The organism is Alicyclobacillus pomorum DSM 14955 (genome assembly GCF_000472905.1).
GTDB classification, from domain to species: Bacteria; Bacillota; Bacilli; order Alicyclobacillales; family Alicyclobacillaceae; genus Alicyclobacillus_A; species Alicyclobacillus_A pomorum.
Genome location: NZ_AXAR01000002.1, coordinates 252,155 through 266,865, shown reverse-complemented (window position 1 = coordinate 266,865; position 14,711 = coordinate 252,155). Strand labels below are relative to the sequence as shown.

Sequence of the window (14,711 nt, the reverse complement as noted above, 5' to 3'; positions counted from 1 at the left end):
CATGGCCGGGCCACAGTCCACAAGGAGGTGAAATACATGCGCCAGTACGAAACGATGTACATCTTGAAGCCTGACCTGGAAGCGGAACAGATCAAAGAGTTGGTTGAAAAATACCAATCCCTCGTCACTGAGCACGGCGGACAGATCGATCAACTTCAGGAAATCGGTAAGCGCCGATTGGCTTACGAGATCAATCGTTACCGCGAAGGCTATTACGTGCTCATGCAATTCTCGGCTGACACGGACTTCACTCGCGAGCTGGAACGCATGCTGAGACTCGAGGATAAAGTTATCCGCTATCTCACCGTGCGTTTGGGCGAATAGATCTCGTTGGAGGGGTATGCATGCTGAACCGGGTGATACTCATTGGGCGCCTCACACAAGACCCTGAGCTGCGCTACACGAATTCAGGTACGGCGGTAGCTTCGTTTGGACTCGCCGTAGATCGTCCGCGACCCAATCAAAACGGGGAACGTGAAACCGACTTTATCAACATTGTCGTCTGGCAAAAGCAGGCTGAGCTGTGTGCACAATACTTGCACAAAGGCCGTCTTGCTGCAGTGGATGGACGGCTGCAAATCCGCAGCTACGAAAACCGCGAAGGCCAGAAGGTTCGCGTTGCCGAAGTGGTCGCAGAATCAGTTCGCTTCCTGGATCGTGGTGATCAGGGGATGGGCGGTGGAGCAGCGCCGTCTGGAGGGCCACGAGTCAATCCGGAGAGCAAGCGTAGCCCGCGCTTTGAAGATGATCCATTTGCAGACGACAGTCAGATGATCGATATTTCAGAAGATGATTTACCGTTCTGAGACGGTCGTTGTATCGCTTGCACCTGCAAGGTGTGTTCGCCAAAGACAATTACGACGAGGAGTTGATTTCAATGCCGCGTAAAGGCCGTGGCGGAAAGCGTCGTAAGGTTTGTCAGTTCTGCGTGGACAAAATTGATCACGCCGATTACAAAGACGTGAATCGTTTGTCGAAGTATCTGACGGACCGCGGCAAGATTTTGCCTAGACGTATTTCCGGGAACTGTGCACGCCACCAACGCCAAGTGACCGTCGCTATCAAGCGCGCACGTCAAGTCGCGTTAATGGCTTATACAACCGAGTAAGATGTAACAACCAAGTAAAGGAGTGCACTCTTCGATATCGAAGGGTGCACTCCTTTACTTTATCTGCCTATGGGGCGAGGAATTGAGTAAGCACAACGGATAGGGATAGCCGACTTGGTCATGCTATACATGAAAGCCCAACCATAGGTGGTCGTTATGACGTTAATCGGGAAGTTAAAATACCGGAAATCCATACGAGTTGGCGACGTCCGGCCGTCACGCGTGCAGGTGCATTCGGGGCGAGCGCACGGACAGGACGGGCCGTCGGCAGAGGCTGTATCGGAATACCGCTTATCTGCTGACTTGGACGAAAACCTTGCTGGTATGAAATCCATTCTTGGTATGGATATGGACTTACTCATACGACAGTTCCGCATTCAAATCAACCATGGGACACATCGATGCGCGCTCGTGTACCTCGACAACGCGTCGTCCAAATCGGACATCAACAAAATTCTGGCGAGTCTCATGTTCGACCTGGATAAAAGTGAACAATCTGGGCCTACTCTCTTTGAGATGGTGATCTCGCAGTGCATTCCATACGCTGACGTCAGCGATATCACAAGCATGAAACAGGCGGCAACATGGGTGATTTCTGGGAACTCCGTGCTATTCATGGATGGTGTGGTGAAGGGCATCGGCCTTTGCACCCAGGCATTCAAGGAACGCGCGATTGAACCTCCGGGAACAGAACAGGTCATTCAGGGTGCGCGCGAGGCGTTTATCGAATCTCTGGGAACCAACGTATCTTTGATTCGGCGCCGTATGCGGTCGCCAGACCTGCGGGTTCGCCAAATGCAGATTGGCCAACGCACGACGACAAACATCGCCTATCTTTACCACGCGAACATCGCCAACCAGGAACTGATCAATGAAGTGGAACGTCGTCTCCGCCTCGTGGAAACAGATGCGCTGTACGGATCCGGGTACTTGGAGCAGTTCATTGAAGACAATCACTACTCGCCGTTTCCGCAGGTGCAAAACACGGAGAGGCCGGACAAGGCCGTAGCGGCCATGTTGGAGGGGCGAGTGGTCATCCTCGTGGACGGATCGCCTTTCGCATTGATTGTGCCTGCCGTGTTCTCGCAATTTTATCAGACGGCAGAGGACTACGATACGCGCTTTCACATGGCGAGTATGATCCGTGGGATCCGCTTGTTAGCCCTCATCTTTTCGCTGATATTTCCGTCGCTGTACGTGTCTCTGATCTCGTACAACCCGGAAATGATTCCAACGAAATTCGCAGTTGCGGTGGCCGGGGGTCGAGCTGGGGTTCCGTTCCCAGCGATTGCAGAAATCTTTGGATTGGAATTGGTGATGGAAATTCTGAGGGAAGCCACCATTCGCCTGCCGCAGCAGATTGGAGGGGCGTTGTCGATTGTAGGGGTTCTCGTCATTGGTGAGGCTGCGGTGCAAGCTGGATTCGTCAGTCCTATCACCGTTGTCATTGTTGCCATGACCACCATTGGTTCGTTTGCGACACCGGCCTACAATGCCGCTGTTGCGCTGAGAATGCTGCGGTTTCCGGTGATGATTCTGGCCGGCATGTTCGGACTCTACGGTGTGATGGTGGGCATCATCTTCATCATCAACCACTTAAACTCTCTCGAATCGTTTGGTGTGCCGTACTTAAGCCCGGTTGTTCCTGCGGACGCGTCCGGACTGCAGGATACGGTGATCCGAGCGCCCGTGTGGTCGATGAGAAAGCGACCCAAGCAATTAGCCACAGATGACACCGTCCGCGTCAACGTCGGTTTACAGGATCTCGCGGAACAGAAACAGAGCCCCTTGGATCCACGCAACTCGCAGATGCAGAACGGGCAACAGCCAAATTCCGCCGGCACCAGCGCCGGAGGAGGGTCTGGCAGCCAAGGGGCCGGTAGTGGAGGGTCTGGTAGTGGAGGGTCCGGTCGCCGAGGATCCAGTAGCCAGGGATCCGGTAGCCAGGGGTCCAGTAGTCAGGGATCCAGTAAGGGATCTGGCAGTCAGGGTTCCAGCAGTTAGGCGTCAAACAAAAACAGGGCCGACAAGAAACGATGAGGGGGACCCTATGAACAAGCCAAAAACCATCACGGTCATGCAATTTGCCATGAACCTTGGGACCACCATTATCGGAGTGGGCCTCTTGGCATTTCCGAGGATTACGGCTCAACACGCGGGAACTGGCGCGCCTCTGGCGACGCTATTTGGAGTCCTGCTCATGTTGGGATGCGCCCTCATGCTGTCGTATCTGGGCCATCAGTACCCAAACATGACTCTGTTTGAATACAGTGACAAACTGCTCGGTCGTTGGCTGGGACGCATTGTGACCTTGGCATTGGTCTTGTACTTCTTGGAACTGGAGGCGATGGCAGCGCGGGAGTTTGGAGAAGTCGTGGTCACTTCTGTGTTACAGCGGACACCGCTGGAGATTACCATTCTCATTATGTTGGTCCTCGCAGCGACCGCAGCGCGCAATGACGTCACGGTGTTTTCTCGTATCCTGACGTTCTACATGCCATTCGTATACATTCCGGTACTGGTCCTCATCGCACTTACCCTGCGCAGCGCTCGACTGACAAACATTCTTCCTATCATTTCCTTTGGATATCAAACCAATGTTTCAAACTACGTATATGCGATTTTGTTCGTGGCCTGTCTGTTTCAGAACTACATGATTACGGGTCTCCTGACGCCGTACATGTATCAGACGAACAAGGCGTGGAAAGGCGCGCTCATCGGTGTCGTAGCGGCAGGTGCGGTCTATTTAATCCTCGACGTGGCGACGTTGGCCGTGTTTGGAACAGAGGAAATGAAGAACTTGATTTGGCCAACACTGGAATTGGCCAAGACGGCTGCGATTCCCCTGTTCTTTCTCGAACGGTTGGACCCCGTCTTCTTGGCAGTCTGGGTGACCGCCGTGTTCACGGCGATTTTTGCTTCTTACTACTTTTCCATTCAAGGGCTCGTCCATCTATTCAACTTTCAGGATCATCGGGCCTTCACGTCGCTTTTAGTTCCCGTGGTTTTTCTCGCAGCGATGCAGCCTTCGAACATTGTCGACGTATACCGAATGGTGCAATGGGTGGGTTTGAGCGGCCTGGTTCTGACGGTCGGTATTCCCGCCTTGCTCTTCGCGCTGCATTTCGGCACCGGTGCATTGAAGCGGAAACAGGTGAAGCGGGCATGAGGTTCCGACGCGCCGCAGTCATACTCATCACGACATTGGTTACTCTGTTTACGGTCACCGGGTGTTGGGACCGAATTGAAATTGAGCAACGTGCAACCGTATTGGGCATGGCGATTGATCCTCCAGATGAATCCGATGTTCGCGGCGTCACGGGTCCGGCCGCGCGCGGCGAAGGTCCTGGCTTTAAAGTGACGGCGCAAATCGCAATCCCTGGACGAATTCCTTTGGGGCCAGGCGGCGGTTCAGGGGGCGCCGCCTCAGACAAACCTGTATGGGTCATTCAGGCCACTGGGAAGACCATGGACGACGCTGTGAGCAGCTTGCAACAGGAGCTCGCAGAGAAGATCTTCTTAGGGCATCTGCGCGTTATCATCGTGAACCAAGAACTCGCGAAATCCGAGGCGTTCAATGACATCCAAGACTTTTTGCGTAGAAATGCGGAAATTCGGAGACTGGCCTGGCTTTTGGTCTCAACTGGAAACGCAGAAGAAGCGATGAACTCGTCGCCGAAGCTGGAGCGGGTCCCGACTTTATACCTGGTAAACATGATGGACCAGTCGGTCAAGTTGGGGACCTTGCCCAATGTATATCTCGGCAGTTTTTGGTCGGTCTTGTCCTCAAGGGGGCAGACGCCAGTACTGCCGGTGATCTCGGTACGAGAGGATGAGATCCGAACCCAAGGTCTCGCCATTTTCCACCACGGGAAAATGGTGGGAACATTGAACAGACTAGAAACGTCCACGTACATGGAAATACAGAACGAGCGGCGGTCTGGTTACGCGGTGGCGGTGCCAAGACCCTCAGATCCGTCGCACAGCATAACAGTTCGTGGGACGACACGTTCGTCCAAACGTGCTGTGCACATCGTGGGCGGTCGCCCGGTCTTTGATGTGTATTCTAGAATTGATTCAAACATTGAGGAAAAGACTGGAGACAAACCGTTTGAAAAGCCATTTGAAACGGGGATTGGCAAAGTACAGGATGAACTCACAGCGATGGTTGCACAAAGACAAAAGGAATTGATTGCCAGGGTGCAGTCGTTGGGTGTGGATATATTCGGGTTCGGAGAGTATGTACGGGCCACTCAGCCGGCGTACTGGGCTCGGATTGGAAATGGAAAGCAGTGGGAAGAGGTGTTCAAAACGCTGCAAGTTCGTGTGCATCCTAGGGTGTACATACGGAGATCCGGCATGTCGGCACGGTGATGGTACTTTGCAGTTCACGGGACAACAGGTTCAGTCGGTGGCGCTTTGCAAATCGTCGGGATGCAGTCAACACCTCAGACCAACCAGTTAAACACCTGTAGTATGATAAAACCTGCGAGACTCCCGAACATGTACACCATACACGCGATGTGGGCTACCTTCACCTCGCGACTCTGGGGCATGTTGTTGCGCATCTTTTTGTAGTCCACATAGTACACAATCCAGCCCGTGACGAAAATCAACGCCAAGACGTTGCGGGTGTAATGTAATGAGAACAGTGCGACCAACGTCTCCTTTGTCAACGCACACCACTCCTTGTTCATGATGTCCAGCTCATCCTGTGGTGAAGGGTGCACGTTTGGAGGCCAGAGTATGCCATTATCGCCAATGATGCACGCGATTTGCCCGGTGCCGGGGGAAGGATATTCAATAGACAGCGTGGAATATGAACATGTTCATGGATTACACTTACCACGACAGAGGAGGGCATCGCTGTGCCGAACACGGATCCCCACATGCAGATTGCCCGCAAAATCCGTTCGATTGAGACGGCGAAGATTGAATTGGTTCAACAAGTCTCCGAGGTGTTTCGCGGTATTCAGTCCGGTAACGAGCGCGATATCGCGGAATCTCTCGGAGGTTTGGTCGCCATTGCATATTTTATGGGACAACAGCTGGGCGTAGATCTCCCGGTGATTGACCGAGAGGCTCAGAGTGGTTTGCCGCGTTCGCTGGGGCATGAAGTCATGCACTCCGGCGAATTTCATTACGTCCAACGGTATCTCGCTTCGAGGTGAACCGATTGAATTCACCGGATTCAGTCAGTCGTGAAGTGATCCTGGCTGGAGTGGCATACGTTGCCTTGTTGGGATTCGCTGTCACGCCGACCACACGCATTCTTGCAACATCCCTGTTGCCAGTTCCTTTGATTGTACTCACGGTAAAAAACATTCGCTGGGCACCTGTGGGGATGGCTGCGTTATCAGCTCTGCTGATGGCTGTTTTAGGATATACATGGTTTTCTCCGTTGTTTGGACTCGTGGTGTACTTTATGGGTTGGTCCATGGGAGAAGCGTTAAAATCAAATCGTGCACCGTATCAGTCGCTGGTGGTGGGGACGCTCTCTGTCGTCATGCTGGAATTGGTCGGATTTGCGATGTTGCGTTCCATGGGTTTGGATTTCTACGCGACATTCAGAACGGTCCTGCTGGAGAGTGTACAGCAGTCGTCTTCGATGCCGCAGGAAGCAGCTCGCAACCTGATAGCCGATTTGGTGGATAGGGTTCACCTATTGACACCTGCCATACTTTGCGTCGCAGGCTTTTTGATTTCCTTGGCCAACGTACTGGGTGCGAAACTGATCTTGGGACCCAGGTCTTGTGCAACCGGCCTATTGACTCAATACCAGTTGCCACAAACCGTCGTTGCTGTCTACGTGATTGCATCGGTGGCGCTTCTCTTCCCACCAGGAGATAGTACATCATTCTGGTGGCAAGCTTGCGTCAACGCGGCTTACCTCGGTGGATTTTTCATTGGAATTCAAGGGCTGTCATGGTGTTGGCGAATGGTTCAACCCATGCGAAGCAAGTGGCTGATTCTTGTTCTTTTATTGATTTTGGCGCCTATACCCTTTGTACACAGTATTTACATTCTCGCGGGATTGCTGGATCTGATGAACCGTGCAAACCGCATGAGGTAAGGGGGCATCGTCTGATGAAAGTGATTCTGTTGCAAGACGTCAAAGGACAGGGGAAAAAAGGCGATATTAAAAACGTATCCGAAGGATACGCACGGAACTACTTGTTTCCACGAAACCTCGCGCAAGAGGCGACGGAGGCAAACCTGAAGCAATTACAGGCGGAAAAAGAAGCACAGGCCCGCAAGGAGGCCGAGGAGTTGCAGGCTGCCAAGGCGCTGGCCGAGAAAATGTCCGACCTAAAAGTCACAGTACACACGCAGGCTGGTGAAGGCGGAAGGCTGTTTGGCGCCATCACAACCAAGCACATTGGAGACGCGCTGGCCAAGCTTGGGTACGACATTGACAAGCGAAAAATCCAATTGCCTGAACCGATTAAGTCCCTCGGTGGACACCAAGTACATGTTAAATTGCATCCGGAAGTGACCGCCACCATTACCGTGTTCGTCGAAGCGGAGTAACGATGCCGCGCTGCGTAAGACGCGGGCACAATCCACATCAATGGGTAAACAGCAAGCATGATGCTAAGAGGGTGTAACCGTGGAAGGATTAGATGTGTACCGGGAACCCGTCGCGTCCAGTCAGGATTCCGCGATTGCCTTGCCTCCACAGCACATTGAGGCGGAGCGACATGTACTCGGTGCGATGCTGATGTCTTCCGAAGCGGTGGCAGAGGCGCTGGAAATACTGGATGCGCGTGATTTTTACAAGAGAGAGCACCAGGTCTTGTTCGATGCGATACAGGATTTGGCCGAGCGCGGTGAACCGGTCGATGTGATTACGGTCACCGCCAAACTTCAATCGAAAGAGGGGGCCTTGGAAGCTGCGGGAGGGACGCAGTACATTGCGGGCTTGGCCGCTTTGATGCCCACCGCGCTTCACGTCCAACACTACGCAAACATCATCAGCGAGAAGGCGATGTTGCGGAGGATCATTGCAACTGCGTCGGAGTTGGCGAACTCTGGATACTCTGGTGCGCCCGCCATGGATGTGCTGGCAGAGGCGGAGCGCAAGATTATGGAGCTGTCGCAAAACCGCCGCGTTCGCGATTTCACGCACATCTCCGACGTATTGGAGACCACGTTTGAACGGATTGAACAGCTGTACAACAGCGAAGGACAGATCACCGGGGTTCCGACCGGCTATAGTGATCTCGACCGCATGACGAGTGGATTTCAGAAGTCGGATCTGATTATCGTTGCTGCGCGTCCGTCTGTCGGGAAAACGGCGTTCGTCCTGAATATTTCACAGAACATCGCCGTGCGCGAGGGTCTGCCAGTGGCCATCTTCAGCCTTGAAATGTCGAAGGATCAGTTGGTGCAGCGCATGCTGTGTGCGGAAACATACATTGATGGGCACAAGTTGCGCACCGGAAAACTGGATGACGATGATTGGCCCAGACTGTCCATGGGTGTCAGTACGCTCAGCAATGCGCCCATTTACATCGACGACACGCCGGGCATCACGATATCTGAGATGCGGAGCAAATTGCGCCGATTGAAAATGGAAGTCGGACTGTCCTTTGTGGCCATTGACTACTTGCAGCTGATTCACGGTCGCCGCAACTCCTCAGAGAGTCGGCAACAGGAGATTTCCGAGATTTCTCGTTCACTCAAACAACTGGCACGCGAACTTGAGGTGCCGATTGTCGCCCTCGCTCAGTTGAGCCGTAGTGTTGAACAGCGGCAGGACAAGCGACCGATGCTGTCGGACATCCGTGAGTCTGGAAGCATTGAGCAGGATGCCGACGTGGTTGCGTTCTTGTATCGTGACGACTACTATGATCCTGAGTCGGAGAAGAAGAACATTATCGAAATCATCATTGCGAAACAGAGAAACGGTCCCGTTGGGAAGATTGAGCTTGTATTTCTGAAGAACTACAACAAATTTGTGAATCTGGAAAAGGTGCATTCTGCAGAATGACAGATACAGTTCGGCCGCATCTCAATCGCCGCAGCCATCAGCAAGCGTTGGCGCGGCAAAAGCGCCGCCGGCGAAAACGCAGATTGGCCCGGGCACGGCGCATTCGTGTCCTGAAGGCGATTCGCAGTATTCGATTTTGGATCCGGTGTACCGCCTTTGCCGCCGGATTTCTGGCGTTGGCGTTCTGGGCGAGATTCGCTGTTGTATACGGCATCCCGCTCTATGCAGAGCGGGGGGCCCTTGCCAACGTCGACATGTACATTACGGTCAAACCGTGGTGGTTCGGGCCCCCTCTGTTCGATTTAGGCAAGTACGGGGTGAGTTCGATAAAGTCTACGGAACCGTATCAGGTGCTGTTGGATGAACTGGGCAAATACGCTGAAAGTCCGCAGTTTGTCTGGGTTTCCAGACACTGACCAAGGTCTGTTACGTGTATCCATTGCACTCTTTTATGATTCGTACTGCGTCTTCCACTTGATGCTCGGGACAGACTACGGTCAGTAGCCAATTCCGCCCGGTCACGTTGTCTTGCCCGTCCGACATCCCGCTGGCGCTTGGATCAGCGCCCAGTAGAATTCCGGTATCGCGTGATGTGACATCTGTGTTCAAGGAAAGCGCCGCGAGGCTGGGTAAGTCACCGGTAATCGCGTAAAATCTGCGCTCTGGGACCCTGCCTCCGTACGCGTGCAATTGGTCCACCTGAGCCACCTCGACACCCATTTCACGAATTTTCTGAGCCGCTCGATTGGCCTCAGATTCTGAAAAAAACGAAGACAATATCGTTCGCTCCCGCATGTACTGTCCCCCCTTAGTCTGACGTCGTTAGTTTGGAGCGGGGCAGAACAAAACATCCACGGAAATCCTGCACTTTCTCGGCAACGAAGGAGGGTGTCTGACAGTGCACATTCTGGTGGTTGAAGACGAGGAACCCATCTCCAACATTCTCAAATTTACGCTGGAAAAAGAGGGGTATACGGTAGACACGGCATGTACTGGCCAGGAGGCCATTCGACTTGCAAAAACGGTGGATCCACACTTGATTCTCCTCGATGTCATGCTTCCAGAACTGGACGGCTTCGAGGTTTGTCGCGAGGTTCGGACATTCAGTACAGTGCCGATTATTATGCTGACGGCCCGCAATTCTGAGATTGACAAAGTTCTGGGCCTGGAATTAGGTGCGGACGACTACGTAACGAAGCCATTTAGTACGAGGGAACTGCTCGCGCGCGTGAAAGCCAACCTGAGGCGCTCGTTCGCGGAGGATGAGACGCGCTTCGACTTGCGTGAAAAAATTACCCTCGGCGAACTTGTGATTGACTACAACACGTACAGCGTCACCAAGCGTGGGATTCCGATTCCCTTGACACACCGGGAATTCGAGTTGCTTGCATACTTGGCTGCGCGGCCAGATGTTGTGTTTACCCGGGACCATCTGCTCACTCAGGTATGGGGAACGGATTACGTCGGCGATGACAGGACAGTCGACGTCACCGTGCGCCGCTTGCGGGAAAAACTCGAGGACAACCCAGGTGCCCCAGTCTACGTTCGCACGAAGCGAGGTGTCGGGTATTACGCTACGAGGTAGGGCAGTGTGGCGCGGATTGCGGAGCATTCGCACAAAATTTGTCATTGTGTACTTGCTCCTCATCCTGTTCGCCATGCAACTCATTGGCGCGTATTTCGTGCGCACATTGACTGTGTCCTTAATTCACTCAGCTACGGACGCGGCGGAAAACCAGGCGCAGTTAATCGCCACGATTGCAGCGCCAGAGATCAACAGCAACCAGCAGCCAGGGAAGCCGCATCCATCCATCATCAGTACCTTGCCGCAGTTGTTCAGCGGTGCCGTCTACATCCTCAATAAGGACGGAGTCGTTATCGACAGCAGCGCTGGAGCGGCGTTGATTGGACAGAAGCTGCTGGATTCCGTCGCAACGCAAGCGATGGTCGCGCATGCGCGCGCCGTCGCGATTCACTACGATACGGTCACAGGGCAGCACCTGTTGGCTATCGCCGTTCCTATCGTAAGCCAGCGGCAATTCGTAGGGATTGCGGAATACGTCGTGCCCATTCAAGCCACGTACAACACGGTCCGGCAAGTGACAACCATTTTCTACACAGGCAGTGCACTCGTGCTCACACTGACTGCGGTTCTAGGCGTGGTGCTGTCACGGACCATGACACGGCCCATTCTCGACGTCATCAAGCAAGCCCGAAACATGGCTGCGGGAGATTTCACGCAACGTGTGAGTGTCCACAGTGACGACGAGCTTGGAGACCTGTCCACAGCCATCAACGATTTGGCGGACAAGTTGGAAGAAGCACTGTCTGAAAACACACGGGAAAAGGAACGTTTGCGCGCTGTCATTACCTACATGGGTGACGGCGTGATTGCGTTTGATGCATCTTTGCAGCCTGTGTTCCAAAACAGAGCAGCAGAAGGGTTCCTGCGCAACACGGAGGAACCTGCGGCGGACGTATTGGGCATCTCGAAACTGGTCGCAGAGGGAGTCGCCGAGCGCGCGTTTCTGAAGCCCGTGGGAACGACCGTGTTACATGTGCACTTTACCTCGATACACAAAAACGGCGACACCGAAGGCTACGTTGCGGTCATGCGCGATGTGACTGAGCAAGAGAAGCTGCAAGACGCGCGAAGAAACTTTGTAGCCAACGTATCCCACGAGTTGCGAACGCCGTTGACCAGCATTAAGTCGTACATAGAGGCGTTGCAGGATGACCAGACAGACGCTGGGTTGCGGGAGACGTTCTTACGTGTGATTGAACAGGAAACCAACCGTATGGTCCGTCTGACGGAAGACCTTTTGCAACTGTCAGGACTGGAAATGGGAAAAGCCCCGTTCAACGAGCGTGTCATTCCGGTACAACAGTGGTTGTTCGACGCTGTCCATCGATTTCAGTTCCAGGCGCAATCACGCAATGTTCAACTCACCTTAACCTGTCCTGAGGATGCCAACGTAAAGGGGGACAGAGATTGGCTTGACAGGTTGATGGACAATCTTTTGAGTAATGCCCTCAAGTACACGCCAGACAACGGTCGCGTAGAGGTGGCGGTAACCGTGGAACCAGACGACGTTGAGATTTGTGTATCGGACAACGGGATTGGCATCCCTGCGGAAGACTTACCTCACGTCTTTGAGCGGTTTTACCGGGTGGACAAGGCGAGGTCCAGGAGAATGGGAGGGACCGGGCTTGGCCTGGCGCTGGTACGCGAAATTACAGAGCGACACGGGGGGACGGTGGCTTTGTCCAGCCAGGTTGGGGAAGGGACGCAAGTGTTTGTTCGGTTACCCAGATCCGAGGGGGAAAAGTCATGAAACTGGCTCACATAAAAACCGGAGTGTTGGCCTTTCTCGTGACTCTGAGTATGCTGCTGAGCTACGTGTTGTGGCGGGGGAACTGGCAAAACAGCAGCGGCGTCTCGTTCACCGTGGGGCAGAACTTCTCAACCGTCAAGTCGCCTCAAGTGGGCGATGTGGCCGTCCCTTATCAAATGATTTTCACTTCGGCCGAGAATCCAAGGTTGAACACCATCGTCATGCCGGCTACGCCGTTGTATGCAGAATGGATACGGCGTTTGACCCATGCGACCATCACTGGCTGGCGCCAGGTTCCTTCATCCAGCCAACGGCCAACAGGCACTTCTGTAGAGTTTGATTTTGGCGATAATCTGCAAAGTGGGGACGTCGCACAACAGCTCCCGAATCTGGCCACCAATGCTGTGGCGGGAAACGTGAGGCGCGTCATCTTGTATGTATCCGGAGCGTCCACAAAGTCCGTGTATCTCCGATACGACACAGAAAATGCCACCTATGAAGGGGAAACAAACCTTAACGTTGCGAGGTTTACACACGATGTGGCGACGCTGGTCAGACAGAGTCCGTGGAAGCTGTGGAACACCGCGACGAATCACTTTGTTCCAGCGCGAGATACCACCGCTCAGGCGTTTGAGGTCACCGTGTCATCCCCATCGATTGTGCCCTTAGTGCACTCTTTTTTTGTCAATCCTCAGGCTCTAACGCGGGTTCAGGAGGGAAACGGCACGGTGTTGTGGACCGACGGGAGCCAAGTGGTGTGGTGGAGTTCGGCGCAGCAGACATTGACTTATGCGGATCCAAACGTCTCCAAAACCACACAAAGTGCGCAGCCCGATGTTTCCGCAGCAGTGGACTTCATGCGCAATCACGGAGGTGCACGCCCAAATACCGTGTTATACGTCAATGACAATGCGGGGAGCCCGACCTCTTTTACACTGCGCACGTACATCAATGGATTGCCGATTTTAGGGAGCAACCAAGAGTATCAGGTCCAAGTGCAGAACGGAAAAGTGGTTCAATATAAGAGACCGCTCTTGGATATCGGCGCCCGGATTTCCGCGACTACGGTGAAAGTCATTGGTATCGAAGAGTTGACGGAAGCGTTGAAGACCGTGGTGCCAAAGGATACGCCATGGAAACTGCAGCACAGCGTATCCGTCGAACTTGGGTATTCCATGCGTGTCAATCCTGGGCAAGACTCGGCTTCCTTGACGCCGATGTATTTTGTTACAGAAGGCGGTACGTTGCTGGCGCTCGTGGATGCACAGACTGGAAAAGTCAGCAAAGGGATGAATGAACGATGAACTGGGAAATGGCGAAAACCTGGCTTATCGTCTCGTTTTTCATACTCGACTTGATTCTCGGGGTACAGGTCTACCAAAGTCATCGGGAACTGATGGGGTACGTAGAATCATATCCGGATCAGCTTGCAAATACGAAGACCTTGCTGGCCGAGCACGGGTTTAGTTTGAGTGCTACTGTCCCCGCTCAGCATCCGGATATGCCGTTTGTGCGAGCCACCTATGCGACACCGTCGTTGCAACTGTTGGGGAATACCGCATTTCCTTCAGCGAGGAACTCGAACGATGACGACGGTGCCCGGATGGTGCAATCCACTGACGGCACACTTCAGGTGACAAACCCAGGCGCGTGGAAAGTCAGATACACAGTATGTCCGAAAGTGTCTGATGCAGACCTCTCCACCGCGCTTCACTACGTCTGGCATGGGGATAGTTATATCCGCGACACCGGCTTCGCAAGTGGAGACATCGCGAACAGCAACCGGCCCTTGTTCATCATGCAATTTGACTCGTTTCCCTTCTTTGATGTACCGGTCACTCTAGATGTCAAAGATCATCAACTACTCGGCTACACACAAATCTATCTCACCAATGTGACTGCGAGTGGAGATAAGAAACCAACCATATCCGCACTGGATGCACTGAACAACCTGGCTAGCACGGTGGACAAATCGACGCAGCGGCAGGATAATAGAATACTAAGCATACAGTTGGGCTACTACCATAAAATACCGGGTTCTTCCACAGAGACAGAGCATGTGTCGACCACGTCTTACTGGTTTCCTGTGTGGAGGGTGATGACCGCACGGGAGATTTTCTATGTGAACGCGTTTACCGGTGAAGTGGAGACCCCTTCCTAGACTGTCATTCATCGTACTTCAAGCTCGAGTGTTTCTTTCAAGTCCGAGCCCATCCAAGTGCCATGAATGATGTGCCAAATGGTAGTTTTTATCTTCAGGGCAGGAGGAATCCGG

17 protein-coding genes are annotated in these 14,711 nt (G+C 53.4%); 15 read left to right on the top strand and 2 right to left on the bottom strand.

Annotation, left to right across the window (positions count from 1 at the left end):
- Positions 1–36: 36 nt before the first annotated feature.
- The 6 genes from rpsF (at position 37) to YWK_RS0103495 (ending at position 5,482) form a co-directional block, all read left to right on the top strand.
- Entirely contained in the window at positions 37–324 is a 288-nt protein-coding gene (rpsF, locus tag YWK_RS0103520; RefSeq protein ID WP_026963712.1) for a 30S ribosomal protein S6, read from the top strand.
- A 20-nt stretch (positions 325–344) separates the two neighbouring features.
- A complete protein-coding gene (locus tag YWK_RS0103515; protein WP_026963711.1) occupies positions 345–806 on the top strand; it encodes a single-stranded DNA-binding protein in 462 nt (153 codons plus the stop codon).
- Positions 807–877: 71 nt separating this feature from the next.
- Positions 878–1,108, top strand: a complete 231-nt coding sequence (rpsR, locus tag YWK_RS0103510; protein WP_026963710.1) for a 30S ribosomal protein S18 — start codon at positions 878–880, stop codon at positions 1,106–1,108.
- Between the two features lie 156 nt (positions 1,109–1,264).
- Entirely contained in the window at positions 1,265–3,112 is a 1,848-nt protein-coding gene (locus YWK_RS18135) for a spore germination protein (protein ID WP_084453447.1), read from the top strand.
- Between the two features lie 46 nt (positions 3,113–3,158).
- Positions 3,159–4,277: a GerAB/ArcD/ProY family transporter gene (locus tag YWK_RS18130; RefSeq protein ID WP_035465863.1), complete on the top strand. Its 1,119-nt coding sequence runs from the start codon at positions 3,159–3,161 to the stop codon at positions 4,275–4,277.
- Positions 4,274–5,482 (top strand): Ger(x)C family spore germination protein, encoded by a 1,209-nt coding sequence (locus YWK_RS0103495; protein ID WP_035465861.1) that lies wholly within the window; start codon positions 4,274–4,276, stop codon positions 5,480–5,482. The genes YWK_RS18130 and YWK_RS0103495 overlap by 4 nt, the downstream gene beginning before the upstream one ends.
- A 74-nt stretch (positions 5,483–5,556) precedes the next feature.
- Here the strand turns inward: YWK_RS0103495 and YWK_RS0103490 are convergent, their stop codons facing one another.
- Positions 5,557–5,805 carry a hypothetical protein gene (locus YWK_RS0103490; protein ID WP_026963708.1) on the bottom strand — a complete coding sequence of 83 codons (249 nt, stop codon included), beginning with the start codon at positions 5,803–5,805 and terminating at the stop codon, positions 5,557–5,559.
- A 171-nt stretch (positions 5,806–5,976) separates the two neighbouring features.
- Between YWK_RS0103490 and YWK_RS0103485 the strand changes: the two genes are divergently transcribed.
- The 5 genes from YWK_RS0103485 to YWK_RS18125 all read left to right on the top strand — a co-directional run bounded on the left by YWK_RS0103485 (position 5,977) and on the right by YWK_RS18125 (position 9,517).
- Positions 5,977–6,279, top strand: coding sequence for a MazG-like family protein (locus YWK_RS0103485; protein ID WP_026963707.1), 303 nt, complete (start codon positions 5,977–5,979; stop codon positions 6,277–6,279).
- A 5-nt stretch (positions 6,280–6,284) separates the two neighbouring features.
- Positions 6,285–7,181 (top strand): DUF2232 domain-containing protein, encoded by an 897-nt coding sequence (locus YWK_RS0103480; protein WP_026963706.1) that lies wholly within the window; start codon positions 6,285–6,287, stop codon positions 7,179–7,181.
- A gap of 14 nt (positions 7,182–7,195) precedes the next feature.
- Positions 7,196–7,639 carry a 50S ribosomal protein L9 gene (rplI, locus tag YWK_RS0103475; protein WP_026963705.1) on the top strand — a complete coding sequence of 148 codons (444 nt, stop codon included), beginning with the start codon at positions 7,196–7,198 and terminating at the stop codon, positions 7,637–7,639.
- 94 nt (positions 7,640–7,733) lie between these two features.
- A complete protein-coding gene (gene dnaB / locus YWK_RS0103470) occupies positions 7,734–9,101 on the top strand; it encodes a replicative DNA helicase (RefSeq protein WP_051375070.1) in 1,368 nt (455 codons plus the stop codon).
- Positions 9,098–9,517 (top strand): hypothetical protein, encoded by a 420-nt coding sequence (locus tag YWK_RS18125; protein WP_051375038.1) that lies wholly within the window; start codon positions 9,098–9,100, stop codon positions 9,515–9,517. The genes dnaB and YWK_RS18125 overlap by 4 nt, the downstream gene beginning before the upstream one ends.
- Before the next feature lie 10 nt (positions 9,518–9,527).
- On the opposite strand, the gene YWK_RS0103460 is transcribed toward YWK_RS18125, so the two are convergent.
- A complete protein-coding gene (locus YWK_RS0103460; RefSeq protein WP_026963703.1) occupies positions 9,528–9,896 on the bottom strand; it encodes a hypothetical protein in 369 nt (122 codons plus the stop codon).
- Positions 9,897–9,993: 97 nt separating this feature from the next.
- Here YWK_RS0103460 and YWK_RS0103455 point away from each other — a divergent pair, with 97 nt between their 5' ends.
- Genes YWK_RS0103455 through yycI form a run of 4 tightly spaced genes read left to right on the top strand, consistent with a single transcriptional unit; the run spans position 9,994 to position 14,597 of the window.
- The gene (locus YWK_RS0103455; protein ID WP_026963702.1) at positions 9,994–10,686 is read left to right on the top strand and encodes a response regulator; all 693 of its coding nucleotides are present in this window, start codon (positions 9,994–9,996) and stop codon (positions 10,684–10,686) included.
- A gap of 4 nt (positions 10,687–10,690) precedes the next feature.
- Entirely contained in the window at positions 10,691–12,436 is a 1,746-nt protein-coding gene (locus tag YWK_RS0103450; RefSeq protein ID WP_245578499.1) for an ATP-binding protein, read from the top strand.
- Entirely contained in the window at positions 12,433–13,740 is a 1,308-nt protein-coding gene (gene yycH / locus YWK_RS0103445; protein ID WP_026963700.1) for a two-component system activity regulator YycH, read from the top strand. Before YWK_RS0103450 ends, yycH begins: the two co-directional genes overlap by 4 nt.
- A complete protein-coding gene (gene yycI, locus YWK_RS0103440; protein WP_026963699.1) occupies positions 13,737–14,597 on the top strand; it encodes a two-component system regulatory protein YycI in 861 nt (286 codons plus the stop codon). The genes yycH and yycI overlap by 4 nt, the downstream gene beginning before the upstream one ends.
- Positions 14,598–14,711: the final 114 nt, after the last annotated feature.